Origin of the sequence: Streptomyces odontomachicola (assembly GCF_039605595.1) — a bacterium.
Lineage (GTDB): Bacteria > Actinomycetota > Actinomycetes > Streptomycetales > Streptomycetaceae > Streptomyces.
The window spans coordinates 525783-551765 of sequence record NZ_JBCFOK010000003.1 but is presented as its reverse complement, the minus strand read 5'-3'; the positions used below and the strand labels follow the sequence as shown (position 1 = coordinate 551765).

The 25983-nt window shown below is 70.6% G+C and carries 18 protein-coding genes and 1 pseudogene; 11 read left to right on the top strand and 8 right to left on the bottom strand.

Going from position 1 to position 25983, the window contains the following annotated elements:
* Positions 1-760 precede the first annotated feature (760 nt).
* The gene (locus ABEE00_RS07650) at positions 761-3421 is read left to right on the top strand and encodes a DEAD/DEAH box helicase (RefSeq protein WP_345744499.1); all 2661 of its coding nucleotides are present in this window, start codon (positions 761-763) and stop codon (positions 3419-3421) included.
* Positions 3422-3533: 112 nt separating this feature from the next.
* On the opposite strand, the gene ABEE00_RS07645 is transcribed toward ABEE00_RS07650, so the two are convergent.
* The 3 genes from ABEE00_RS07645 to tap all read right to left on the bottom strand — a co-directional run bounded on the left by ABEE00_RS07645 (position 3534) and on the right by tap (position 6708).
* Positions 3534-3887: a hypothetical protein gene (locus tag ABEE00_RS07645; RefSeq protein WP_345744498.1), complete on the bottom strand. Its 354-nt coding sequence runs from the start codon at positions 3885-3887 to the stop codon at positions 3534-3536.
* A 69-nt stretch (positions 3888-3956) separates the two neighbouring features.
* Entirely contained in the window at positions 3957-4514 is a 558-nt protein-coding gene (tpg, locus tag ABEE00_RS07640; RefSeq protein WP_345744497.1) for a telomere-protecting terminal protein Tpg, read from the bottom strand.
* Positions 4515-4527: 13 nt separating this feature from the next.
* On the bottom strand, positions 4528-6708 hold the full coding sequence (gene tap / locus ABEE00_RS07635; RefSeq protein ID WP_345744496.1) for a telomere-associated protein Tap: 2181 nt from the start codon (positions 6706-6708) through the stop codon (positions 4528-4530).
* Between the two features lie 1643 nt (positions 6709-8351).
* Here tap and ABEE00_RS07630 point away from each other — a divergent pair.
* Positions 8352-9164 (top strand): hypothetical protein, encoded by an 813-nt coding sequence (locus tag ABEE00_RS07630; RefSeq protein ID WP_345744495.1) that lies wholly within the window; start codon positions 8352-8354, stop codon positions 9162-9164.
* Between the two features lie 93 nt (positions 9165-9257).
* On the opposite strand, the gene ABEE00_RS07625 is transcribed toward ABEE00_RS07630, so the two are convergent.
* Positions 9258-9776, bottom strand: a complete 519-nt coding sequence (locus ABEE00_RS07625; RefSeq protein ID WP_345744494.1) for a hypothetical protein — start codon at positions 9774-9776, stop codon at positions 9258-9260.
* A gap of 559 nt (positions 9777-10335) precedes the next feature.
* On the opposite strand from ABEE00_RS07625, the gene ABEE00_RS07620 reads away from it, so the two are divergent.
* From ABEE00_RS07620 to ABEE00_RS07605, 4 genes and pseudogenes are all read left to right on the top strand, one after another.
* Positions 10336-11766, top strand: coding sequence for a phospholipase C (locus tag ABEE00_RS07620; protein WP_345744493.1), 1431 nt, complete (start codon positions 10336-10338; stop codon positions 11764-11766).
* A gap of 532 nt (positions 11767-12298) precedes the next feature.
* Positions 12299-13720, top strand: a pseudogene (locus ABEE00_RS07615) (alkaline phosphatase family protein).
* 394 nt (positions 13721-14114) lie between these two features.
* Positions 14115-15644, top strand: coding sequence for an FMN-binding glutamate synthase family protein (locus ABEE00_RS07610; protein ID WP_345744492.1), 1530 nt, complete (start codon positions 14115-14117; stop codon positions 15642-15644).
* Positions 15645-15808: 164 nt separating this feature from the next.
* The gene (locus tag ABEE00_RS07605) at positions 15809-16567 is read left to right on the top strand and encodes an alpha/beta hydrolase family protein (RefSeq protein WP_345744491.1); all 759 of its coding nucleotides are present in this window, start codon (positions 15809-15811) and stop codon (positions 16565-16567) included.
* A 77-nt stretch (positions 16568-16644) separates the two neighbouring features.
* Here ABEE00_RS07605 and ABEE00_RS07600 read toward each other — a convergent pair whose 3' ends face one another.
* The gene (locus ABEE00_RS07600; protein WP_345744490.1) at positions 16645-17388 is read right to left on the bottom strand and encodes an SDR family oxidoreductase; all 744 of its coding nucleotides are present in this window, start codon (positions 17386-17388) and stop codon (positions 16645-16647) included.
* Between the two features lie 372 nt (positions 17389-17760).
* Here ABEE00_RS07600 and ABEE00_RS07595 point away from each other — a divergent pair, with 372 nt between their 5' ends.
* On the top strand, positions 17761-19962 hold the full coding sequence (locus ABEE00_RS07595; RefSeq protein ID WP_345744489.1) for an MGH1-like glycoside hydrolase domain-containing protein: 2202 nt from the start codon (positions 17761-17763) through the stop codon (positions 19960-19962).
* Between the two features lie 223 nt (positions 19963-20185).
* On the top strand, positions 20186-20326 hold the full coding sequence (locus tag ABEE00_RS07590; protein WP_345744488.1) for a hypothetical protein: 141 nt from the start codon (positions 20186-20188) through the stop codon (positions 20324-20326).
* 19 nt (positions 20327-20345) lie between these two features.
* Here the strand turns inward: ABEE00_RS07590 and cynR are convergent, their stop codons facing one another.
* Positions 20346-21251 carry a transcriptional regulator CynR gene (cynR, locus tag ABEE00_RS07585; protein WP_345744487.1) on the bottom strand — a complete coding sequence of 302 codons (906 nt, stop codon included), beginning with the start codon at positions 21249-21251 and terminating at the stop codon, positions 20346-20348.
* Positions 21252-21497: 246 nt separating this feature from the next.
* Here cynR and ABEE00_RS07580 point away from each other — a divergent pair, with 246 nt between their 5' ends.
* The 3 genes from ABEE00_RS07580 to ABEE00_RS07570 all read left to right on the top strand — a co-directional run bounded on the left by ABEE00_RS07580 (position 21498) and on the right by ABEE00_RS07570 (position 23353).
* A complete protein-coding gene (locus ABEE00_RS07580; RefSeq protein WP_345744486.1) occupies positions 21498-22175 on the top strand; it encodes a carbonic anhydrase in 678 nt (225 codons plus the stop codon).
* Positions 22176-22267: 92 nt separating this feature from the next.
* Entirely contained in the window at positions 22268-22738 is a 471-nt protein-coding gene (gene cynS, locus ABEE00_RS07575) for a cyanase (protein WP_345744485.1), read from the top strand.
* A gap of 117 nt (positions 22739-22855) precedes the next feature.
* Positions 22856-23353: a nucleoside deaminase gene (locus tag ABEE00_RS07570; protein ID WP_345744484.1), complete on the top strand. Its 498-nt coding sequence runs from the start codon at positions 22856-22858 to the stop codon at positions 23351-23353.
* Here the strand turns inward: ABEE00_RS07570 and ABEE00_RS07565 are convergent.
* Together ABEE00_RS07565 and ABEE00_RS07560 are read right to left on the bottom strand one after the other, a co-directional pair.
* Positions 23350-24951 (bottom strand): SDR family oxidoreductase, encoded by a 1602-nt coding sequence (locus ABEE00_RS07565; protein ID WP_345744483.1) that lies wholly within the window; start codon positions 24949-24951, stop codon positions 23350-23352. The genes ABEE00_RS07570 and ABEE00_RS07565 overlap by 4 nt on opposite strands.
* A gap of 280 nt (positions 24952-25231) precedes the next feature.
* On the bottom strand, positions 25232-25834 hold the full coding sequence (locus ABEE00_RS07560) for an O-methyltransferase (protein WP_345744482.1): 603 nt from the start codon (positions 25832-25834) through the stop codon (positions 25232-25234).
* Between the last annotated feature and the right edge of the window lie 149 nt (positions 25835-25983).

Below are 25983 nucleotides of genomic sequence, written 5' to 3'. Positions count from 1 at the left end.
ATCATCCCCGACGCCCTGCCCTTGCCCCAGCAGCGCAACCCGTGGGGCACTATCGCCTGCGTACGAGACTACGGCCGCCGCTCCGTTGGCGAATCGGCCAACGCCAAAGTCAGCGCCAAGAGGCCCCCCGCTCCGGCTCTCTCCGAAACGGGGCCTCTCCACACCGGCCTACAGGCGGGGGCAGGGTCAGCCTGCCGAGGACCCGTCTGACGCGCGTCTCACAGGAACACCGGGCACCGCGCGGTGCCCTTCGCGATCCAGGTCTGCGTCCGCGGGAACTCCCCCTCCGGGGCCAGCCGGATGCGGGGGAAGCGGGTGAAGAACGCGGACAGTGCCACGTGTGCCTCCAGCCGGGCCAGCGCCGCGCCTACACAAGCGGTGCGGCCCGTGGCCAAACGCCAGATGGGGCCGTGGGGGCCGCGTGATGTCGAATTCGTCCGCACGCAGTCCGTAGGTCTGCGGGTCCCTGTTCGATATCGAGGGCTGAAGTGTCTTTCCCTGCTCCTGCGTTCTTCTCGCACTCTGCATTCTCCTGGCCGACCACGGGCTGGAACCTCTGGCCGGGCGCAAAACGCGCGCTCGTCGCCACGCTGCTTTGTACGCGTAGCATCCTTGGGCGAGCGGGGTGCGCGTTGCGCGAGTAACCCAGAGCACTGGGAGTGGCCAGGCAGCGCGCCGACGAATGAACAAGCAACGCCGCGGGGAGTCCGGCCACCATGTGTGCCCGGCAGAGACCCCGGCCACGGCGCAGGGAGTACGGATGAAGCGCGGAGTGCAGCTTCGTAAGCACCAGGTCGAAGCCACCTCTCAGATCCGGACCTGGACAGGCTTCCCCGCAGGCCGCCCCGTGCCTGCCGGCGGGACGCGGGCCACGCTGGTCTCGGCCACCGGCTCCGGGAAGACCATCACGGCCGCCACCGCGGTGCTGGAGCGCTTCCCCCGCGGGCGGGTGCTGGTGATGGTGCCCACGCTGGATCTGCTGGTGCAGACCGCCCGGGCCTGGCGGCAGGTGGGCCACAACGCCCCGATGGTGGCGGTGTGTTCGCTGGAGAGCGACCCGGTCCTGCAGCAGCTGGGGGTGCGCACCACCACGCACCCGATCCAGCTGGCGCTGTGGGCGGGTTCTGGCCCGGTGGTGGTCTTCGCCACCTACGCCTCGCTGGTCGAGCGCACGGACCCGTGGGATCCATCGGGACAGCAGACGGTGCCCGGGCCCCTGGAGGCCGCACTGGCCGGCGGGGAGGACCTGTACGGGCAGCAGCTGGCGGCCTTCGATTGCGCGGTGGTGGATGAGGCGCACATGACGGCGGGCGATGTGGAGCAGGCCTGGTCGGCCATCCACGACAACGCCCGCATCCCCGTGGACTTCCGGCTGTATCTGACCGCCACGCCGCGGATCCTGGCCGCGCCGCGGCCGGTGCGCGGCCAGGGCGAGGCGGATGTGGAGATCGCCTCCATGGACTCCGGCTCCAACGGCACCTACGGAGAGTGGATCTACGAACTGGGGCTGTCGGAGGCGATCGAGCGCAGCATCCTCGCCCCCTTCGAGATCGACGTGCTGGAGATCCGCGACCCCCATCCCCTCGAGAGCGAGGAGGAAGAGGAGGAGGCGCGGCGGGGGCGGCGGCTGGCGCTGTTGCAGACCGCACTGCTCGAGCACGCCGCGCAGTACAACATCAAGACCTGCATGACCTTCCACCAGCAGGTCGAGGAGGCACGGGCGTTCGCGGAGCAGCTGCCCAAGACCGCGGCAGCGCTGTATGCGCAGGAGACGCCCGAGCAGGACGTGGCTGCCGCGGCGGCGCTGCCGGCCTCTCCGCTCGGCTCCCGGCCGTATGAGCTGGAGGAGGGCCGCCATGTGCCATCGCAGCGGCTGTGGTCGCAGTGGCTGTGCGGCGACCATCTGGTGACCGAGCGGCGCTCGGTGCTGGAGCAGTTCGCCAACGGCATCGATGACGGCTACAGGCGGGTACACCGCGCGTTCCTGGCCTCGGTGCGGGTGCTGGGCGCGGGTGTGGACATCGTGGGCGAGCGCGGGGTGGAGGCGGTCTGCTTCGCCGACCCGCGCAGCTCCCAGGTCGAGATCGTGCAGAACATCGGCCGCGCACTGCGCCCCAATCCCGACGGCACACAGAAGACGGCGCGGATCATCGTGCCGGTTTTCCTCTCCCCCGAGGAGGACCCGGAGGACATGGTGGCCAGCGCCAGCTTCGCGCCGCTGGTCTCCGTGCTGCAGGGGCTGCGCGCCCACGACGAGCACCTGGTCGAGCAGCTCGCCTCCCGTGCCCTCACTCGTAGTCCGCGGGAGAAGACCCTCCATGTGCAGCGGGACGACGACGGGCGGATCATCCCTGCCGAGGACGCGGAACAGGGGGCGGGGCAGGAGGCGGAGGAGAGGGCGCTTCTGCACTTTTCCACCCCGCGCGACGCCTCGACCATCGCGGCGTTCCTGCGCGCCCGCGTCTACCGTCCCGAGTCACTGGTGTGGCTGGAGGGCCTCCAGGCGCTGCGCCGCTGGCGCAGCGAGCACGGCATCACGGGGCTGTATGCGGTGCCCTACGACGCCGAAGTCCAACTGGGCGTCACCACCTTCCCCCTGGGACGGTGGGTGCATCAGCAGCGCAAGGCCCACCGCGCCGGAGGCCTCGACGGCCACCGCAAGGAGGCTCTGGATGAGGAGGGCATGGTCTGGGAACCGGGCGAGGAGGCCTGGGAGGCCAAGCTCGCGGCGCTGCGCTCCTATCGGCGCGCCCACGGGCATCTGGCCCCGCGCCAGGACGCGGTGTGGGGCCAGACCGATGAAGAGGCCGTGCCGGTCGGACGGTACATGGCCAACCTGCGCCGCAAGGGCGGGTTGGGCAAGGCCCCCGGGCGGGCGGCGCAGCGCGCGCAGCAGCTGACCGCCATCGACCCGGAATGGGACTGCCCCTGGCCGCTGGACTGGCAGCGCCATTACCGGGTACTCGCCGATCTCGCCGCTGACGAAGACGGCGGGGTGCTGCCCCCTATCGCACCCGGGGTCCTCTTCGACGGCGATGACCTGGGGCGGTGGATCCGGCGGCAGACCCGCGGCTGGGGGCAGCTGTCGGAGGAGCAGCGGCGGCGGCTGTCCGCCCTGGGGCTCCAGCCCGCCGACCCCGTTCCCGCGGCCACGTCCGCCCACCCGGGCGCGAGGATGCCGGCGGCGTTCCAGCGCGGGGTGACGGCGCTGGCGCAGTACATCGCCCGTGAGGGCACCCACCGCGTGCCCCGAGGCCATACCGAGGACCTCGTCCTGGACGGCGGGGAGCAGCCCGTGTCCATCAAGCTGGGAGTGTGGATCTCCAACACCAAGAGCCGGTGGGAGAAGCTCACCCCCCAGCAGCGGGCCGCGCTCGCTGAGCTGGGCGTGGAGTGGGCCCAACCCGTGTCTGCCCCTTGACCTTGCTGTGGCAGGGCCTCCTCGTGGCACAGGAGGCTATTGACATCCCGCCCTGCTGGGCGGCTCGCTGTTCAACCGGTGGAGCTGAACGCCTGCCGGACGCCCCCGCCGTTCAGGCGTGGTGCCGCCCGGGGGCCGCGCGGCCGATGAGGCGGTCGAAGAAGGGCCAGCCGTCGGTCTCCTTCTCCTCGCACGCTCCCGGTACGGCCCCGTGTGCCACCGCCTCGTCGATGAACAGCCGGACGACGCCGGGTTCATGCAGGTTGAGGGCGGTACTGCCGTTGCTGAGGGAGCCCGTGGGACGCAGGGCGTCGGCGATGAAACGGTCAGGCCCTGCACGGAAGATGAGGCGCAGCGTCGCTGGAAGCTCATCTCGGTGCAGCGAGAGCACCTCGCAGCACCCGCCGCCGCATCTGTGCCGCGCAGACCACAGCCAGCAGGTCTCCCCCATCTTCAAACGGCGCACCCGATGTCGTCTCCCCATAAGCCGCACCCTAGGTGAGACGGTGGGGGCGCGAGGTGGGGTGGCATGCTGTTAGAGCTCGAACTCCAGGTGCTCGATGTGGCGCAGCTCGACACTCAGGTCGTGGGCGCGGCGGCCGCCGTCGCGGAAGTAGGCGTGGCCGAGCCCTTCGGCGGCGATCTGCCGCAGCCGCTCCTCTCCCGCGCCCCGGTCCTGGGCTTCGAAGAGGCGGGCGGCGTACTGCGGGGGCAGGGCGAGGGTGAGGTGGCGCAGGCGGGCTTCATCGGTGGTGCCGGGGGCGGCGGTGTAGCCGAAGGTGGCCCGGGTGTCGATCATGAGGCCGTCGGTGCTGGCGGCCTTCTTCTTGGCCTGGGCACGGATCTTGGGCTGCCAGCGTCGTGTCACCTCGCCCGCCAGGCGCTCGGCCAGGTCGGCGCGGGGTTTCTTGATCTGCCCCTTCACGTACCGCTCGACAGTGCGCTGGGTGATGCCGAGCAGGGCGGCCACCTGCCCGGTGGAGCCCTTGTGCTGCTTGACCAGGTAGCGCATCTGCGCGGGTGCGGTCTTGGGGATGGGACGGGTGAAGGCGCCCTGGACCGCCTTGTCCAGGCCCTCGTCGAAGGAGACCACCGGGACTGCCCCTTTACTGTCCGTCGTCCGCGGCCGCGATCTGGCCGTCCTTGATGTAGCGGGCCAGGTTCAGCTCGGCGCCGTACTCCTCGCGCACGCCCTCGGCCCACAGCACGCTCTGGGTGCCCTCGTGCTTGACCATCCCCGGGGAGACGCCGATGCGGAAAGAGCCCGGCACTGTCTTCCCTGCCGTGTCGTAAGGCAGCACATCCAGCGGACTGGGTCCGTCGGCGGCGTAGACGGCGCAGTCGGAGAGGACCGCGACCGGGTAACGCCCCGTGGCCGCGGCCAGGTTGAGGATCTTGCGGTGCATGCCGGTGCGCGCGCGGGAGATGACCGCGGCGCGGATGTCGGGCCGCCAGGTGGGCCGCTCCAGGGCCGGCCAGGGCCGGCCGGGCTTCCAGCCGCCACCGCGCGGGCGCTCGCGCAGCTTGCCGATGCCGCCCTTCACGGTGGCCTTGATGGCGGAGACGACGGCGGCCAGTTGCGGGTCGCGCTCCTTGTAGCCCTCCATGGCCGCCAGGAATTCGCGCGGGGAGCTGCCGGATTCCACGCCGAGGTCGGCCATGGTGGCCACGTACGCATCCCGCAGCCGCTTGTACCAGCGGTCCAGGTAGCGGGTGCTGTCGGGCCGCAGGTAGGCCTCCAGCGGCTGCACCTCGTAGCCGAGCTCGAGGGCGTATTCCACCGTCGGCGTCGCATACCAGGCAGGCCCCTCGGGCCTGTGCCCGGTAGGAGTGAAGGGGCTGGGCAGCAGCGCGCCTTCCAGCTGGGACCACTGCTTGCCGACCTTCACACGGGAGAGGTCGATGTGGGACAGGTCCACCAGCCAACTGCCGGGAATCTTGGGGTCGAAGGCGGGACGCGTCACGTGCCGCGGTGCGCCCAGACCGACCAGGGCTCCGTTGGCGGCCGCAGCGAACGCCAGGTTCACATCGATGCCGACGACGTGCGGCTTGAGGCACTCTTCGTCGGTCAGCGCGCGGGCCCAGTCGAAGGCCTCCTCATCCAGCGCCTCCTCCGGGCCGCGGCGGTGGAAGCGGGGCAGGTCCGCCAAGAGGGGGTGGCCGTCGGGCGCCTCGCACGGGGCGCAGTCGACCGGTTCGGTGCCCAGGGAGCCGGGGTTGTAGGTGCTGTGCCGCTGACCGCTCTCATCCGGTGCGCTGGCCCGGGTCGGGGGGCGCAGGGCGGTCATCAGCTCCAGACCGGTCACCGCGGTCGAGCCGCGCGGGGTGAGCACCTGCTGGGCGTAGGTGCCCAGCAGCCGGGCCAGTTCGGCCGGCGGCAGCTGCGCCGCCTCGCCCCAGGCGCGGGAGTCCAGCGCGTCCCAGGCGGGGATGCACAGCTGCACGCAGTTGCGCTTGCTGCCCTCGGCCGGGCGGTAGATCCGCGCCCAGGGGCCCAGGCCGCGCTGCGTCAGCTTCCACTCAGCGCGGGTCAGTTGCTTTACGGCCTTATGGTCTTCGGGCAGGCGTCCGGCCAGGCGCTCCTCCGCGGAGAGGCGGGCGGGGAGTCCGTAGCGCTCCAGGGCTGCTTGGGTGAGCACCAGCAGCGGGTCGGCATCCCGGCCCCAGTCATCCAGTCGCGGTGCGCCCAGCTTGGCCTCGCCCAGCGCCCATTCGGTGAGCGAGGGCAGGGACACGGCGGGTACGTCCAGGACCAGTCCGCCGATGCAGTAGGCAGCCACGGTCCCGTCGGCGGCGGCATCGATGACGGCCAGCGGCCCGTGCTCGAATCGCCGGTCCGCCGTTGGGCCGGCCGCAGGCTTCTTGGCCGCCTTCTGCGTCCCCGGGCGCCTGGAGGCGGGAGCCGCCTTGGGGGCGGGCTGGACGTCGGCGGAGCGCGGCGGCGGGTTCTGTACGGGGGCGGGGGCGGCTGCCGACGCGGCTTGCGGGGTTTCGGAAGGTGCCGCGGAGGCCGGGGAGGTCCCCGGGGCGGCGTCCTCGGGCGGGTGTTGCTCCGCCCAGCCGTCCAGGAGGCGCTGGTAGGCCTGCAGGCGGGGCGGGCGCGGTTCGGAGCGGCCGCTCTCCCAGTTCTTGACCGTCTGCGGGGTCGACCGCAGGACCTTGGCCAAGCGTGCCTGTGTCACCCCGGCGGCTTTGCGCAGACGGGCGCGCTCCTCCGGCGGCGGCAGCTGCGGTTCGCCTTGCAGCAGGCTGTCGACCGCGTCGAAGAGCTCTTCTTCCGTGGGCATGCGTCACCTCCCGCCGCCGACCGTACCGCATTTACCCTTCGACTTGCCGTCAGTTTTACCCCTGGCTGGGGAGTGGTCCCGCCGAAATCTGCTCCGCGGCTTTGGGGCTGCAGACCAGCACAGGTGCGGCGTTCGGCTCCAGCGGATGAGCGCGCCGAACGGAATACGCGCCGACCCGCTCGACCAGACCGATCCCCGCCGTGCGCTTGCTGGGCCGGAGCGTCCTCAGCCGCGGATTCTGGCCTGGGTTGCGCGGCTTGCTGCGCCTGGCCGCTGGACTTCAGAGCGGTCCGCGGGTGGGCGGGTTCTGTGGGCGCCGCCCCGTTTCGTCTACGGCGTACGGCTGTTGCTCGTCAGCGGCGGCGGGCGCTGCCTGGCTTCCGGTCGGCACGAACACGATGTACTGGGTCGCCCCCTTCGTCTCGGGGCCAGCGCGGTCGTAGCTGAACCACGGCGGGTGGGCAGCGGTGTTCCGCGCACTGGCCGCGCCGGGCGCCGACTGGCGCGCGGGCCCGCCCCTGTCGACCGCGCCTTGCTGGCCGACTGTCGCTGGAGCCTCATCCAATCTCGATTGAGAGGGGCGCAGTCACCGCGCCGGGGGCAATGCGTGGTGCCGTAACAGGTCCGCCTCGGCGCCCGCCGACAGGGCGGACTCAACGCAGTACTGCCACCGCCATTCTTCGCGCGACTCATGATCATTGCTTTCTCCGTTGTGCATCGCGGGCCGTAGGGCCCAAAGTCCGGTGGCGGCCCGGCATTCGCCGCTCTCCCCCGACCGCGCACGGCAGGTGAGGCCCGGCCATAGTGGAGCGCCCACGCGTCCTCCCGGATCGGATCCCGAAGTCTTCGCCCCCTCCCGGCAGTGATCCGGCACTTCGCCAGGCCCGGCGGGGCTCCCAGATGGCGAGCGCATCGGTGTCTCGCAGCGCTGGGGGCCTTCAGCTTCGTGTTGCGCGAGCGCTTCAGCCACTCCCCCGCCCCTGTCGCACCACCGTGCTTGCCGTTCGATGAAATTCGCGCGTCGGTCTGCGCCCGCAGGAGACAGTGCGTCGCTGGCATTCCAGGCGGTCAACTGCCGGAGACCGCCCCACGCGAGCGGAAACTGCGTGTGGGGCCCATCCCCGCAGGCGCGGGGAGCAGGGGGCGACCGCTCCCTGGTGGGGGCAGGTGGAGGGTCCATCCCCGCAGGCGCGGGGAGCAGCTTTCCGGCCTGGACAGTTACCAGCCGGGAAAGCCCTTCTGAGCAAGCATCAAAGATTCGGACATTCCCACTACTCGGCCACATGAGACACCGTCACGCCGCACACCCCACAGCCAACCTACGCGCCACTTCCCCGACAGCACACAAAACCAACGGCTGAAGCACCGCATGTGACGCAGCAGGCGAAACCACCCTGAGTGCAGGCCAACCCCACCCCCGCAAACACAGCAGGCAGCCGCACCAACCGACACGCCACCCAACGCTCTTTGAAACCACCACCGCTCTGCACGAGGAGCAACTCACAGCCAGATGGCCAGAACCACGCAGGCGAGCTCCGGAGCGCCCCCTCACATGCAGGAGGCACACTCAGCTGCACAGCTGTCAGAAGGTGGATATCCGAAACTGGATTCGCGTCTGTGGGCCGGCGCGGCACGATGGGGCGATGGATTACACCGCGGTGGGGGACAGCTCGGCTGCCGGCTGGCTGGTAGCACGGCTGACAGGGTTCCAGGGGCGGGTGGGCGACACCGTCCCGGAGGGGTTCGAGGCGTACGTACGGATCCTGCATCCGGCGGGCCTGGACAGTGTGCCCGTCAGGTGGCAGGACGTGGCTGAGGCGAACGGGCGGACGGCGCACGGCTTGATGCAGTGGGACCACATCGTCGGCACACAAGGAGCGGATGCGCAGCCAGGAGTGTGGGACGAGGAGCCGTTGGAGGGCAATCTTCCTCTGTCGCTGGCCCGGGAGTTGGCCGGAGTGCTGGCTGGGCACACGGGCACGGGCTCGCAGTGCTGGTTCGGGGTGTGGTCCGGGTGGCGCCATCTGGTGATCGCGCCCGGAGAGACCGCGCGGTTCGAGATACCCGATCGTGAGTTGTTCCTGCTCGCCGGGCCTCTGGATGCCGTCCACCGTACGTCGCTGCGGCCGCTCCCATCGGGTGACGGCGAGGGGAACGGGTCGGTGGTGAGTGCCGTCGCCACGCCCCGCAGGCCCGAGACCGGGACCGGGGCCCTACGGCCGGATCGGGGTGGCCAGGTGCCGTTCTGGCGGGCACCGAATCTATGGTGGCCCGAGGACCGGGCATGGTGCGTGGCCACGGAGGTCGACTTCACCTCCACCTATATCGGAGGCACCCACGCCTGCATCGACGCACTCCTGCACGCCCCGGAGCTGGAGGCCTACCCCGCGCACCCCGGGGACACGGTCACCGAGGACAGCGACAGGATCAATCCGCCTCCCCGCAAACGGCGTTGAGGCCCCTGCACAGCAGCCAGGCTGGCCACGCCCCGTGCGTGGCCAGCCCGTGATGCTGCCAATATGCGATGCGTTCTACGCGGTCGCCGGAGGTCAGCCGCCCTTCTTGCACTTCCGGATCACTCGCTCCGGGCCCTTGTCGGCCAGCTTCCCGGTCCGGGGGTGGTAGCCGGGCGGGAAGAGCACGGACGCTTTGGCGTACCCGGCGTACTTCTGCTTCTTGACGCAGCGGCGCGAGGCATTCTGCTTCAAGAACGCCTTGTTGTAGTTGGTCCTCACGCCGCTGCGCTTGTAGATCTTCCCGTTCCTGTACAGGCCGACGGCCATCGAAATCCGCGGAACGGGCTTGTCGCAGGTCACATCAGCGACAACGTTGACCCGATGACGGCTCTTCTGGCCCGCGTGATGCGAGTAGTGCGCTTGGTGAGTTTCGATCGCGCACTTGATGCGGTCACCACGCTGAGTCTGCGCCTGCGCGGAGACATTGGCCCTGGCATCGCCGGTGGGCCCGAGGGCGCTGCCCGTTGCAGCACCGGCCGAGCCGCCCGCGACAGTGGACAGCAGTGCCGTGGTCAATCCGGCGGCCATGAGTGGTCGTACGACGCTCTTCATGTTCCCCCTTTACTGCTGATGTAGCTGACGGGGAATCATGTTGCGCCCGAAGGCAGGCGAGGCACATGGGTACCAGTACTCAACAGATGGCCTGAGTACGAGAGATGGCCGAAAAGGGCCGCGAACGCTAAGAGCAAAGGGCGCCCGCTGGAACTGAGCAGCCAGCCATGTTGCGAGCGGCACGCATTCCAACCCCCGGAAAACAGGGGCGGGCCGTGCTTCCCCGCTCTGTGAGAGCTGCTGTAGCGGGCATGCGCAGCGCCGTCAGTGTCCGCCACGCCGCGGCGTCCAAGCATCGGGGCGCGGCGAACGCCGAACCTGTGCGGAGCATCGGCCGGACGCAGCGAGGACACGTTCGGTGTCACCTCGTCGTCCTCTTCGACGAGAACGTCTCCTTCGACCACTATTTCGCCACCTACCCCCAGGCCGCCAACACCGACGGGACACCCTTCCACCCCTCCCCAGCACCCCCAAGGGCATCGACAACCTGCGCACCGCGGGGCTCCTGGCGCACAACCCCAACCGGTACCTGCCCCAACGGCTCACCCCACGCCAGGCCATGACCTGCGATCAGAACCACTCCTACAGCGCCGAGCAGTACGCCTACAACGCGAGCCGCGCCGACCGGTTCGTGGAGAACACCGGCTCCGCCAAGTGCTCCGGCCCCCTCTTCGGCGGCCCCGGTCTCGTCATGGACTACTACGACGGCAACACCGTCACCGCGCTGTGGAACTACGCCCAGCACTACGCCCTCAACGACCGCTCCTTCGGTACGACCTACGGCCCCTCCTCCCCCGGCGCCCTCAACCTCATCTCCGGACAGACCCACGGCATCACCTCCGCCGACCCCGCCTCCTCCACCGAACACCCGCGGCAGACCCCCCGCCCCGACCCGGCCGCCGTCACCTCCCCCGACGCACAAGGGCTCGGCACGATGACCAATGACCCGGACCCGGCCTACGACGAGTGCTCCGACCACGACCACACCGGCAAGGCGTCGGTGGCCGTGGCGCACGGCCGCAACATCGGCGACCTCCTCAGCGCCCGCCACGTGAGCTGGGGCTGGTTCCAGGGCGGATTCCGGCCCAGCACCCCCTGGGACGGCCACCCGGGCCATTACGCAAAGTGCGACACCACCCACACCAACACCGGCGGCACGAAGGTCACCGACTACAGCCCGCACCACTCCCCCTTCGCCTACTACAAGTCGACGGCCAACCCGCACCACCTGCCGCCCGCCGGCGTGCGCGAGATCGGCCACGACGGCCCCGCCCACCACAACTACGACCTCACCGACTTCCACACCGCCCTGGCCCACGACCGCATGCCCGCCGTCAGCCTCCTCAAGGCCCCCGCCTACCAGGACGCCCACGCCGCCTACTCCGACCCGGTCGACGAACAGCACTTCCTCGTCCAGGAGATCAACGCCATCCAGCAGTCACCCCAGTGGAAGAACACCGCGATCGTCATCGCCTACGACGACTCCGACGGCTGGTACGACCACGCCTACACCCCGCCCCACAACGGCTCCCGCGACACCCAGACCGGACCCGGCGGCAGGCCCACCGACAGCCCGGCCTGCCAGAACGCACCGGCCCCCGCCGGCGGTTACGCCGACCGCTGCGGCCCCGGCCCCCGCCAACCGCTGCTGGTCATCTCCCCGTACAGCAAGGTCAACGCCATCGACCACACCCCCACCGAACAGACCTCGATCACCAAGTTCATCGAGGACAACTGGCACACAGGACGCCTCGGCGACGCCTCCCTCGACGCACACGCCGGCCCACTGACGCAGACGCTCGACTTCCACCCCCCAACGACAAGCGGATACTTCTCGACAAACAGGGCTCCATCGCCTCCATCAGCCCCATCACCACAGGCCACGGAGCGGTCGGCAACGGCGCCGACCGCACAGCAGGCCCCTCACCGGCCCTCCCCCTCGGCATCGCGGCGGGCGTGGCAGCGGTCGGCGCGACCGGCGCGGTGCTGATCCGCCGTCACCTCGAGAAGCGCCGCACCCACTGACCCACAACTGCTGCGGAACGGCGTAGGCGGATTCCCGGCCAGCCGGCCCTCACACACCCTCCGAGGGCTTCACCCGCCAAAAAGCCTCCGGCAGCACCCGTTCCCTGCCGTAGCCCGCCCACGAACAAGCGCCTACCGACGCCACCGAGAAGCAAAAACCAGGCCCAGAACCCCTCATGCCATCTCGGTGGCCGTGTCCTGGGAGCGTCTGCACCGGTTGCCCGAGGCTGAGCGAGCAGAAACCTCAACTACGTCTCGATGGCGCCGCGTTACGGACACGGAGCGCATCTCGCTACGTCACTGGGAAACCGCAGGAACACCCCATTTCACGCTCAAACCGGCGGCCCTCCCGCGAATACGACCGCGCCCGCCCCCATTGCCAGTTACGAGTCTCAAACCAGCCAACGCCTCGCGGCCGCATCACCCCAGGCAAACCCTGGTTCATGTACGGGCGTTCAAGGCTATCCGCTTAGCGAGAGGGAACATGACGAGCATGAATCGGCAGAGGCTTCCGCGCGGGGCCAGTCGGGCGCGGATGGGGACTGTCGCAGCTTCCGGCGAGTCTTCGGCGGGCTGTGGCGGCCGGGCGGCCCCGAGGCGGGTCACTTCAGGATATCGAGCACGTAGTGCTGCTCATGCAGGAGAATCGCTCGTTCGACCATTACTTCGGCACTCTCAGCGGTGTACGGGGATTCAGTGACCCCGACGCTCTGAAACTGCCGAACGGCAGCAGCGTTTTCTATCAGCCGGACGCGGCGAACCCCAACGGCTATCTGCTGCCCTTCCGCCTCGATACCCGCAGGACGCGCGCGCAGTCGATTCCCTCCACCAGCCATGCCTGGGAAGTGCAGCACCAGGCCTGGAATCAGGGGAAGATGGACCAGTGGATGCCCGCGCACCGGGCCGCCGACGGAGCCAACGCCCCCCTACGTCATGGGGTATCACGCGAGGGACGACATCCCGTTCCAATTCGCACTGGCCGAGACGTTCACGATCTGCGACAGCTACTTCTGCTCGGTGCTCGGGCCGACCTGGCCCAACCGGCCGCACTGGATGTCCGCGACGATCGACCCCGGCGGCACCCGCGGCGGACCGATCATCAGCAACGAACACCCGCCCACGTTCTACCAGTGGACCACCTTCGCCGAACGCCTCCAGAAAGCGGGCCTCATCTGGCAGGTCTACCAGGGCGAGGACAACGCACCCCCAACATGCTCAGTAACTTCAAGCAATTCCATGAAGCCAAGCCGGGGAGCCCGCTGTACGAACGGGGAATGCACCGTCTGCCCGAAGGAGCCTTCGAGGAGGACGCCCGCAACGACCGCCTTCCCGACGTCTCCTGGATCCTCCCCTCCTCCACCGCCTGCGAACACCCCGACGCCATGCCAGCTGCCGGAGCGCACTTCGTCGCGCAGAAACTCGATGCCATCGCGGCGACTCCCGCGGTGTGGGCCAAGACCGTCTTCATCCTCAACTACGATGAAAATGAACGGCATCTTCGACCACGTTCCCCCGCCCGTACCCCCGAAAGGCACCGCGGACGAATTCGTGGGCGGTCTGCCGATCGGCGGCGGTTTCCGGGTGCCGTGCCTGATCATCTCCCCTGGACTGTGGGAGGTGGGTGGCCGGAGAGCCCTTCGACCACACCTCCTGCCTGCGCTTCCTCGAACGCTGGACGGCCGCGCGGCAAGGAAGTGGCGGAGCCCAACATCAGCACCTGGCGGCGCGACACCTTCGGCGACCTCACCTCCGCGTTCGGCTTCGACCACCCCGTACGCAAGCCGCCGCCGCTCCCCGTCGACACCAGGGAACAACTCGCGCAAGCCACATCGGAAGTCGCCATTCTTCCGACACCCACCTTTCCCACGACGCGGCAGACCCCGCCCGCGCAAGAGCAGACCGTGCACGAAAACCTGTGAAGCGTTCAGGACGGAGGATGAGGAGGATGCCGTGCGGATTCGTACGGCCTCCTCTCCGTCCCGTCCAGGTACGTGGCTCCGCCAAGTACGCCGTCAGCCGGAGTGGGGCGGCAGCCCGGCGGCGGTCGCGTCGTTGTGCCGCCGGGCTTTTGAGCGGACGCGCCGTCCGCCAAGCGGAGACCGTACGAGCGAGGCGGCCCTCTCGCCCCTGTGACTCCGCTCCCACTTGGCGACCCTGCCCCCCGGGCCCTTCCGGCGGAGCTCTATGCTCGCCTGGCGTTTTTCCGGTGAGCAGCGCCGCTATTCGTGGCCGTGCCCGCCGCCCAACGCCCGACAGGAGACGACGACTTCACCGCCCGGCGATGGGGTCGAGCACCGAGGAGAGGGACGTTCCATGCGCGCCCGGAGCATAGCCGCAGCCACCGCGACAGCCGTGGGGCTCGTGGCCGCCCGTGACCTTGTCCAGAAGAAGCACGCTCTGCTGCGGAACTACCCGGTGCTCGGGCACGCCCGCTATCTGCTGGAGACGATCGGTCCCGAGCTGCGGCAGTACATCGTGACCTCCAACGACGAGGAGCGGCCTTTCAGCCGTGACCAGCGGAGCTGGATCTACGCGTCGGCGAAGGAGGAGAACAACTACTTCGGGTTCGGGACGGACAACGATGTAGAGCACATGCAGGGCCATGCGTATCTGAAGCAGCGTACGTTCGCCGGCGCGCTGCCCGATATGCACGACCCGCAGGCTCCGCTGCCCTCGGCCAAGGTGCTCGGCGGGCCGCGCGGGCGTGCCAAGGCGTTCCGGCCGGCGAGCGTGGTGAACATTTCGGCGATGAGCTTCGGGTCGCTGTCCGGCGCGGCGGTAACGGCGCTGAATGAGGGTGCGGCGCTTGCGGGGGCGATGCACAACACGGGAGAGGGCGGCCTTTCCCCGTACCACCGGAATGGCGCTGATCTCGTACTGCAAATCGGTACGGCGTATTTCGGATGCCGTAACGAGGACGGCAGCTTCAATATCGACAAGCTCAAGGACGTCGTCGCGGGCGCGCCGGTCAAGGCGATCGAGATCAAGCTCTCGCAGGGTGCCAAGCCCGGGCTGGGCGGAATGCTGCCAGGCTCGAAGGTGACCCCGGAGATCTCCGAGATCCGCGGCATTCCGCTGGGCGAGGACTGCGCCTCCCCTTCGCGGCACACCGCCTTCCACGACGTCGACTCGATGCTGGACTTCGTCGAGCTGCTCGCCGCCGAGACCGGTCTGCCGGTCGGGATCAAGAGCGCGGTCGGCGAGATGGAGTTCTGGCAGGAGCTGGCGGCGCTTATGGCGCGCGGCGACCGCGGGGTCGACTTCGTGACCATCGACGGCGGCGAGGGCGGAACCGGCGCGGCGCCGCTGATGTTCTCCGATTCCGTGTCGCTGCCCTTCCGGATGGGCTTCTCGCGGGTGTACGGGACCTTCGCCGAGCAGGGCCTGACCGACGAGCTGACGTTCATCGCCTCCGGCAAGCTCGGCCTGCCGGAGAACGCCGCCGTCGCCTTCGCGCTGGGCGCCGACATGATCAACGTGGCGCGCGAGGCGATGCTCTCGATCGGCTGCATCCAGGCGCAGAAATGCCACACCGACAAATGCCCCACCGGCATCGCCACCCAGAACCCGCGGCTGGCCCGCGGCCTGGACCCGGCCTCGAAGGCCACCCGGGCGGCCGTCTACCTGCGCACCCTGCGCAAGGAGCTGCTGAAGGTCTCCTCCGCCGTCGGCGTCGCCCACCCCGGGCTGATCAAGGCCACGGACGTTGAGATCATGAACGGTGACTACGAGGCCCGTACGCTGGCCGGCGTCTACGGTTACAAGGACGGCTGGGGCGAGCTCGGCCAGCACCTCGCCGAGGAGATCACGGCGCTGGTCGCCACCGAGCCGGCCTCCTCGTAAGAGGCTTACGGACGGAGCAGCGGTGCGGGCGGTCAGGCGAAGGTCCGGCGCGCCGGCCGGTGCCGCTCTCGCCCCTGTCCCCGACCAGTCCCGTCCTCCGACCAGTCCTGTCCCGTCCTCCGATCAGTTTCTGCATAGGTGAGCACCAGCACATGAATGAAAAAGTGAGATTCCCGAGCGTTGTCGGGCCCGAACTGGCCGGAGTGATCGACCTTCCGGAGGGTGAGGTACGGGGCTGGGGGCTCTTCGTGCACGGGTTCACCCTCGGCAAGGACTCGCCCGCCGCCTCGCGTGTCAGCAAGCAGCTCGCCCGCGAGGGCATCGGCACGCTGCGCTTCGACAACCTCGGGATCGGGGACTCCGAGGGCGACTGGGGCGACGGTTCTTTCACCGTGAAGGTGCAGGACACCGTCCGCGCCGCGGCCTTCATGGCCGAGCGCGGTACCCCGGTGGACCTGCTGGTCGGGCACTCGTGGGGAGGCGCCGCCGCGATCGCCGCCGCGCGCGAGATGGCCGGCCTGCGCGCGCTGGCCACGATCGCCGCACCCGTCGACCCGAGCCACGTGGAGCGGCAGTACGACTCCGTACTGGACCGCGTCCTCAGCGAGGGCGAGCACGAGTGGTTCGTGGGCGGGCGGACGCTGGTCCTCAAGCGCGCCTTCGTCGAGGACGTCCGCAAGGCCCACCTGCGCGACCGCATCGGGGAGGTGGACCTCCCGCTCCTGGTGGCGCACTCGCCCACCGACTCCACGGTCGACGTCGCCAACGCCGCCGAGATCTTCCAGGAGGCCCGGCACCCGCGGAACTTCATCTCCCTCGAAGGAGCCGACCACCTGCTCACCGCGCGGGGGCAGGCGCAGCGGGCGGCGCACATCATCAGTGCGTGGGCGGATCAGTACCTGGACGAGGCGCGGTCGCAGTGAGCGGCCTGCCGCAGGACGGATAGCTCAGGCGGTTGAGGCTTCTCGTGGTCGGTCCGTCGTGCCGGCCAGGAGGAGCCTCAGCCGCGCAGCCAATCCCGGAAGCGGGTCGTAGCCAAACGCGCCCGCCCCTCCCCCGGTACGAGGCTGTGCTCGGAGAGTTCGGAGCCGAAGTAGCGGGCGTGCTGGTCGGCGACCACGTGGCGCGGGTCCTTCCAGGCGCCCAGAGCCTCGGCTACGAGTTCGTCGAAGCGGAACGTCTCGGGGCCGGCCACCTCCGTGGTGCCCTTCAACGGGGGCTGTACGGCGGTCTCGGACAGGGCTTCGGCGACGTCCTCGGCCGCCATGGGCTGGAAGCGGACCGGCGCGATGCGTACGGTCTCGCCCTCGGTCGCGGTGTCGGCGATGCCCCTGACGAACTCGAAGAACTGCGTTGCCCGGACGATCGAATAAGGGACCGTTCCCGCCTTGATCAGCCTCTCCTGAGCCAGCTTCGCCCGGAAATAGCCGTTGTCGGGCAGCCCTTCGAGGCCGACGATCGACAGCGCCACATGGTGGGTCACGCCCGCCGCCTCCTCGGCGGCCAGCACGTTGCGGGTGGACGTGGTGAAGAAGTCCAGCACCGCTGAGGCGTCGAAAGAGGGCGAGTTGGTCACGTCCACCACCGCCTGGGCTCCGGCCAGCGCGGCGGCGAGGCCCTCCCCCGTGAGGGTATCGACGCCCGTCGAGGGCGCGGCGGCCACCGCCTCGTGCCCGCGGTCGGTGAGCTTGCCGACCACCTTGCCGCCGATGAGCCCGGTGCCTCCGATGACCACGATCTTCACGTCGCGTACTCCTCGCTCTGCCGGCGGTGCTCCTCGTCCGTACGCCAACCGTCCGTGCGCCAACTGCCCGTGCACCAACTGACGGCAGGCACGCGCCCACACCCGCGCCCGCACCGGGGCCTGCCTCGCGGAAGCTCCATTGTTCAAAGCCACCGCGCGCACCGTGAGCGCGAAACCGGACAGCCCCGCCCACACATCCCGCAGCGATCGATCAACCTCTTGCCACGGCCAACATCAGAAACATAAGTTCCCTTTCAGAACATGAACACAGGTTGTCCCGGCAGTGCCGCCGAGGTGCCGGGCGCCGATGAGGTCGGGGCGGACGCGTGACGGAGGTCGGCGCCCGGCCCGGGTCGGGTAAGGAGCCGCACCATGCCGGGAATCACCAGGAGGGGCTTCACCGCCCTGTCGCTCGCGCCCGTCGGGGCCGCCGCACTGAGCACGGTTCCCGCGTACGCCTCACCGCAGGCAGGGAAGCCGGAGGCCCCCGGCGCCAGCCGCACCGACCTCGCTGACCTCACCGACCTCCTCGACCTCCGCGGCTTCCCCGCCGCCGCCAAGCCCCCGGAGCACAACCCGCTCAACTCCTTCACCGACCTGGGTGCCTGGCACGCGTACGGCCTCCCGGCGACCGACGACCGGCAGCACCTCGGCGCAGGGCTCGGATTCAGCGGACCCCTCTATCTCGCCGAGGAATACCCCTGGTATCTCAGCCGCGCCTTCACCCGCTTCGGGCTCACCGACGGGCGCACCGGCACACGCGTCGACCTGCGTGAAGACCCCGCGCCCCGCGCGCACAGCGAGCCGGGGCGGCTCACCCAGCACCGCAGCGTCGACGGGCTGGAGATCACGCTTACCCTGCGCTACGCCAGCGACCGCACCGCGCTGGTCACCGCCGAGGTGCGCAACCGCGGCACCGCGCCGCGCAGCGTGCGCGCCGACTGGTCCGGCACGCTGCTGCGGCACACCGAGGAGCCGATCCGCAGTGCGCCCCAACTGGACGCCACGGACAGCGGTGTGGCGGTGCGCTTCGCGCGGGTGCGGGACTACGACCAGTACCTGACGACCCCTCAGGCGCGCTTCGAGGTACGGCACGCGGACGCGGTCGACACCAGCGTCCGCGAGGACCACTACCGCACCACCGCGCGCCGCCCCCGGCACCTCGCCCCCGGCGCGCGCACCGTCTTCGCCTGGACGGAGAGTTACACCTTCACCGAGGCCGAACGGCGGGCCGACGCCGGCTCCGTACGCGAGGCGCTGGAGCATCCGCGACGGGTCGCGGACCGCACCGAAACCCGCTGGTCGGGGTACCTCTCGCGAGCCCTGGCGCAGGTGCCGCCGCACCGCCGCCGCCCGGCGGCCAAGGCCGTACAGACCCTGCTGACCAACTGGCGCAGCCCGGCCGGTCTGCTCAAGAAGGACATCATCACGCCGTCCCTCAGCTACACCGGCTTCGCGGGCGGCGCCTGGCCCTGGGACACGTGGAAGGAGGCGGTCGGCACCGCGCTGTTCGCGCCGCGCCTCGCCGAGACGGCGATCGAGGCGATGTTCGACTACCAGATCACCGAGGACTCGGCGCACCGTCCGCAGGACGCCGGGATGCTCCCCGACGCGATCTTCTACAACAACCGGCGGCAGGGCAGCATCAACTGGAACGAGCGCAATTCCAAGCCGCCGCTCGCCGCCTGGGCGGTCTGGGAGGTCTACCGGCGCGGCGGCGACACCGGATTCCTGCGCCGGATGTATCCGAAGCTCACCGCCTATCACGCGTGGTGGTACCGCAACCGGGATCACGACGGCAACGGCCTGGCCGAGTACGGCGCCACCGTCGACCCCGACAACGACTCGGCCAAGGCGCGCCGGGAGGCGGCCGCCTGGGAGAGCGGGATGGACAACGCGCCGCGCTTCGACGACGTACCGATCGCCACCAACAAGGGCGAGGACGGCAGGACCGTCGGCTATTCGCTGCGGCAGGAGTCGGTCGACCTCAACTGCTATCTGTACGCCGAGAAGCAGTACCTCGTCCGGGCCGCCCGCGTACTGGGGCGCCAGGACGATGCGGACCGGCTCATGCGCGAACGCGAAGAGCTGGGCCGGCGCATTCGCTCCCACATGTACGACCCGGACACCCGCTTCTTCTACGACCGCGCCCTGGGCGGCGGCCCGCGCACCGGGGCGGGCAAGGGCATCGAGGGGGCCGTGCCGCTGTGGGCCCGGGCGGCCACGGAGCGGCAGGCGAGCGGCGTACGGGCGGCGCTCACCGACACGGCGCAGTTCGCGACCCACCTGCCGATGCCGACCGTCGCGCGCGACAACCCCGCCTTCGACCCGGCCGGCTACTGGCGCGGCCTGGTCTGGCTCGACCAGGCCTACTTCGCCGTCGAGGGGCTGCGCGCGTACGGGCACCACCGCGACGCGCGGCAGATCACCGACCGGCTGCTGACCCGCGCGAACGGGCTCCTCGGCGACTCCCCCATCCACGAGAACTACGACCCCCTGACCGGCAAGGGCCGCAACGCGACCAACTTCTCCTGGTCGGCGGCGATGCTGCTGGAGATGCTGCGGACGCGCTGAGGGGGCGGGGCCGTCCTCCGCGCGCCGGGGGCGGCCCCGGGTGACGGCGTCTCGCGGCGCCCGCCGAGCGGCGCTGCGAATACCGGCCGATCCACGGAAAAAGGGGACGCGCGGAAGAGGGACGGAAGCCCTGTACGGGTAGGACCTTCAGCACAAGAAGCCGCCCGCCCCGCGCTTCTACGGTGGGCGCACATCCTGGAACTCCGCGCCGGAAGGCCCCGCCATGACCGTACGTATACGCATCATCATGGTCGCCGCGGCGGTCGCCGCCCTCATCGCCTGCGCCGCGGCGGCGGCCGCGACCGTCGGCCACGGCGAGCAGCTCCGCGGGCACAGCGCCACTTCCCGTCACCACGTGCGGTGACGGCCGCGCCGCACCGCGGTCACGTGTGCGGGTAGCCGCGTTCGTAGATGACTTCCTGGGTCAGGTCGGTGAACGCGCGGGCGGCCGCGCTCTGATAGGCGGTGTCGCGGCGCAGCAACGTCGCGGTGCGGGTGGGCAGGGGCGGGTCGAGGGGTACGGGGGCCAGGTGCGGGTGGTCGTCGGTGATGGCGTCCGGCAGGACCGTGGCCAGGTGCGGGGTGCGCTGAACGATTTCGGTCAGGGCCTGGATGGTGTTGGCCTCGATCGTGATGGGCGGGGTCAGGTCGTGGTCGGTGAAGTAGGCGTCGATGTGGGTGCGGGTGGCGAAGTCGTCGCTGAGCAGGGCGAGATGCTGGCCGGCGAGTTCGCGTACGGGAAGAGGCCCGCGCGGCGGATCGGGGTGTCCGGCGGTGGTGACCAGGCTGAGGGTCTCGGTGAACAGCGGCTGACCGGTGATCCCGGGCAGGTGGGACCCGGCGAAGGCGATGCCCAGGTCCAGGTCGTCGGTCTGCAGGGCGGCCTCGATGCGGTCCTGCGCCATCTCGCGCACCTGCAACGTGATGCCGGGGTGGCGGGTGTGGAACTCCTGGGCCAGCGGCCCGATCAGGTACGCGGTAAAGGTCGGCGTCATCGCCAGGCGCAGATGCCCGCGGGACAGATCGGCGACGTCCAGGACGGCGCGGTCGGCCGCGGCCAGTTCGCGCAGGGCACGGCGGGCGTAGTGCGCGTAGGCGCTGCCGGCGTCGGTGAGGCGTACGCCGCGGCCGGTGCGGTCCAGGAGCGGGGCGCCGAGGGACTTCTCCAGTTGGCGGATCTGCTGGGAGAGCGTGGGCTGGGAGATGAGGAGGGCGTCGGCGGCGCGGGTGAAGGTGCCGTGCTCGGCGACGGCGAGGAGGTAGCGCAGGTGACGCAGTTCCGGGGCCATGAGGCGGAACTATAGGCGGGGGCGATGGGGTGTGCAGGGTGGTGGGGTCCGCCTCTATACGTCTATGCCCGGGCGTGCGGACGGTTTTCCCAGGCCCGGGAACGACCGGAGGGCCGGATCTTCGCTGGTCAGCGGGCTGTATTGATGGCGACTTTAGCGCATATGGATAGTGAGTCTTGGACTCTATAGGTCCAGCGTGTGCACGGTGGAATCCGTCAGCCCCGGTGGGGCGGAAGGGAAGGCACCATGCACGGTCACGGCCCCGGTTCTGTTCTCGCGGAAGGGCACGAACGCTTTCGCCGGGAGGTCTTCCCCGCGCGGCAGGAGCTCTTCGCCGGCCTGGCCACCCGGCACCGGCCGCACACCCTGTTCATCGGCTGCTCGGACGCCCGGGTGGTGCCGGAACTGATCACCCACAGCGAGCCGGGTGAGCTCTTCGTCATCCGTACCGCGGGCAATCTCGTACCCGTCAGCGGGGCGGGGGCCGAGGGCGTGGCCTCGAGCATCGAGTACGCCGTCGCCCATCTCGGCGTCCGCGAGGCGGTGGTGTGCGGGCACTCCGGCTGCGGCGCGATGACGGCGCTGGCCGAGCAGCAGGACCTGGCCGCGCTTCCGGCCACCGCCGCGTGGCTGCGGTACGCCGACGCCGCCCGGGCCCGTGCGCGGGCCGTCGCCGAGGCCGGTGCTCCGGCGCCGGTGCGGGTGGCGGCGGTCGTACGCGCCAACGTCGCCGCCCAGCTGCGCAACCTCACCACCCACCCCGCCGTCGCCCGGGCACTGGCCGACGGTCAACTGGCGCTGCGGGGCGGGGTGTTCGACATTGCCACGGGGGCGGTGGAGCACGTGGACGCTGCCGAGGACGCCGGGCCGCCGAAGGCACCGGGGTCGTGGACGCCGGAAACGTGCCCCGACCCCGTGGCCTGAGCTGACCCGACCCTCGCGGGTTCCCCGTAATTTCCGCACACCACTCCGTACCAACGACGTGCCAACAACGCATCAGCCACAAGGAGAACCCCATGCCGCACGCCCAGCTCGACCCCACCGCCCGTCTGGAGCTCGCCTCGCGGGCCGTGGACGCCAAGACCCGTAAGGATCTGACCTGGCAGGAGATCGCCGACGCGACCGGGCTGTCGGTCGCGTTCGTGACCGCCTCCGTGCTCGGGCAGCACGCACTCCCCCGCGAGGCCGCCGAGCAGGTCGCGCAGCAGCTCGGGCTGGACGCCGACGACGCGCTGCTCCTGCAGACGATCCCCTCGCGCGGTTCGGTGCCCGACCGGGTGCCGACCGACCCGACGATCTACCGCTTCTACGAGATCCTGCAGGTCTACGGCACCACCCTGAAGGCGCTGGTCCACGAGCAGTTCGGCGACGGGATCATCAGCGCCGTCAACTTCCGCCTCGACGTGCAGAAGGTCGCCGATCCCGAGGGCGGGGAGCGCGCGGTGATCACGCTGGACGGCAAGTACCTGCCCTCCAACCCGTACTGATCCCCCGGCGCACACCACCAGGGAGGGGGCGCACCGGCCCCCTCCCCCGCGCCCGGCCCAGCCCCGTACCTCCGCCCCTTCCGTCAAGGAACCGCAACCGCAGGAAAGGAACCCCTCGTGGACTTCGCCCAACGCACCATCGATCTCGCCCGGCGCAACGTCGAGGACGGCGGCCGGCCCTTCGCCACCGTCATCGTCAAGGACGGGCAGGTCCTGGCCGAGAGCCCCAACCGGGTCGCCCAGACCCACGACCCCACCGCGCACGCCGAGATCCTCGCGATCCGCGACGCCTGCACCCGGCTCGGGACCGAGCACCTGGTCGGGACCACCATCTACATCCTGGCGCAGCCCTGTCCGATGTGCCTGGGCGCGCTGTACTACTGCTCCCCCGACGAGGTCGTCTTCCTCACCACCCGGGAGGCGTACGAGCCGCACTACGTGGATGACCGCAAGTACTTCGAACTCGACACTTTCTACGGCGAGTTCGCCAAGGACTACCGGCAGCGGCGGCTGCCCATGCGCCACGACGCCCGCGAGGACGCGGTGGACGTCTACCGCCGCTGGCAGGAGCGCAACGGCGGACACCGTCGCGTCACGGACGCCCCCACCGCCTAATCACCCCGCCCGCCCCGACCATTCCGGTCGCCCCGATCACCCTCGCCGCCCCGGCCGCTTTCCCGCGCGTCGGGGCGCGTTCTCGTACGGACGCGCTCCTCGGCAGCCCGAGCGATGTTCCGCGCCATTCCACCGAACACCACCGCGTGGAAAGGGGCCACGCTCCACCAGTACAGATGCCCCAACAGGCCCCGCGGGCGGAACACGGCCCGCTGCCTGTACCGAGCCCCGTCGCCACGGTCGCCGTCCCGTACGACGTACATCTCCAACCACGCCCACCCCGGCAGCCGCATCTCGGCGCGCAGCCGCAGCAACCGGCCCTGCTCGATCTCCTCCACGCGCCAGAAGTCCAGCGCGTCGCCCGCGCGCAGCCGGGTGGCGTCGCGGCGGCCCCGGCGCAGGCCCACTCCGCCCGCCGCGCGGTCGAGCCAGCCGCGTACGGACCAGGCCAGGGGGAAGGAGTACCAGCCTCGCGGGCCCCCGACTCCCTCGATCACCCGCCACAGCGCCTCGGGCGGGGCGTCGACCGCCACCTCGCGCTCGTCCGTATAGAGGCTGCCGCCCGCCCAGTCCGGGTCGGTGGGCAGCGGATCGCTCGGGGCGCCGGGCGGGGTGGCGGAGCTCCAGTGGGTGTCCACCTGCGCGTCGCGGACCCTTCGCAGGGCGTAGCGCAGCGCGGTCGTGAAGGGCAGCGGCCGGTCCGAGGCGTCGGGCAGGTGGTCGGCGATGTCGTGCTCGGTACACACCACCTCGTGCCGCAGCGATTCGGCCAACGGGCGCGCCAGGGACCGCGGTACGGGCGTGACCAGCCCGATCCACAGGCTGGACAAGCCCGGCGTGAGCATCGGCACCGGCACGATCAGGCGGCGGGGCAGGCCGGCGACCTGGGCGTAACCGCGCATCATGCCCTCGTACGTGAGGATGTCGGGCCCGCCGATGTCGAAGGTGCGGTTCAGGCCGGGCGGGAGGCGGGCCGCGCCGGTCAGGTAGCGCAGGACGTCGCGGATGGCGATGGGCTGGATGCGGGTGTGCACCCAGCGCGGGGTGATCATGGCGGGGAGCCGTTCGGTCAGATAGCGCAACATCTCGAACGACGCCGAACCCGAGCCGATGATGACCGCCGCACGCAGCACCACCGTGTCCACGTCGGAGTCCAGCAGGATCCTGCCCACCTCGGCGCGCGAGCGGAGGTGCGGGGAGAGCTGCGCCTCCGGCACGTCGCGGGGTGTGAGGCCGCCCAGATACACCAGCCGGGTCACGCCGGCCGCGTGCGCGGCGGCCGCGAAGGCGCGCGCCGCGTCCCGGTCCGTGGCCTCGAACTGTGCGCCGCTGCCCAGTGCGTGGACGAGGTAGTACGCCACGTCCACCCCGCGCAGGGGGCCGTCCAGCGACGCGGGGTCGCTCACGTCGCCCCGTACGACCTCCACCTCCCCCGCCCAGGGGTAGTCGCGCAGCTTCTCCGGCGAACGCGCGAGACAGCGGACCCGGTACCCCGCGGCCAGGAGCTCGGGCACGAGACGGCCGCCGATGTAGCCGCTCGCCCCGGTCACCAGCACCCGCTGTCCTGCGGGAGCGGGCCCCTCTGCCTCGGCTTCCATCGGGTTCTCCCTGCGCAGCGCCGTACGGGGACCTCCTCATCCTCAGCCAGGCACTCTCCCTGCGCCGGGCTGTACGGGCTCACGCTGGGCCACACGAGCGACAAGGCAGCGGTCAGGGTGTCCCGCGCTCAGCGCTGCCGGTGGTGATGCGGGGTGTGCCGCCGGACCTGGACGACCGAGGCGCCGTAGCGGGCCATGCCAATGCCGGTCCTCGGGTTCGGGGCCCACCACCAGGTCGTCCCGTTCCGCGAGCGCGCTCTGCCGGGCGGGGCGGCGCAGGCTAGCGGCGGGTCGCGATGATCACGGAGGCCGCGGGGGCGACCTGGACCTCGGCCGCGTGCAGGGACGGATGGGTCAGATAGGCGATCCGCAGTTCGTCGGGCGCGCCGTTGAACAGCGGAGGCCATTGGTGGGAGGGGCTGAAGTCGTCGAGAATCAGAACCCCACCGGGCGCGAGCAGATCCACCACCCCGTCGGGGTCCTCACGCTTGCCGCCGCCGTCGCAGAAGAACAGGTCGTACGGCGCATGCCTGCGCAGCAGCGTCCAGTCCCCCGTGAGCACCGTGAGCTGCGGGTCCGCGCGGAAGAGCTCCGCGGCGCCGTCGGCGCGGCCGGGGTCGCGTTCGACGGTGAGCAGTTCCGCGCCCCCGTGCAGCCCGGACCGGAGCCAGGCTGTGCCCACGCCGAACCCCGTGCCGCTCTCCGCGATCCGTCCCCCGGGCTTGCTCAGCGCGAGAGCGGCGAGCAGCCGGCCCACCTCGGGGGTGCAGCTCTGCGCGAACCCGGCCCCGTGGGCCTGTTCCAGAGCCGTGATCACAGCGGGGGGTTCGAGCAGCGGGGGGTATGCCGCACCGTCGTGCGCCGAGGGGTTGGCGGTGCTCATCTCCGAACGGTCCTCACGGGAGTGATCCTTGCGTCAGTGGGGGGCTTGCTCGAGCCGTCAGCCGGACGACGGCCCTCCCGCACGCTGGCACGCGGCCCCTCGCCGGACAAGCACGTGTATACGGGAGTTGGCCTGAAAATCGCAGGCGT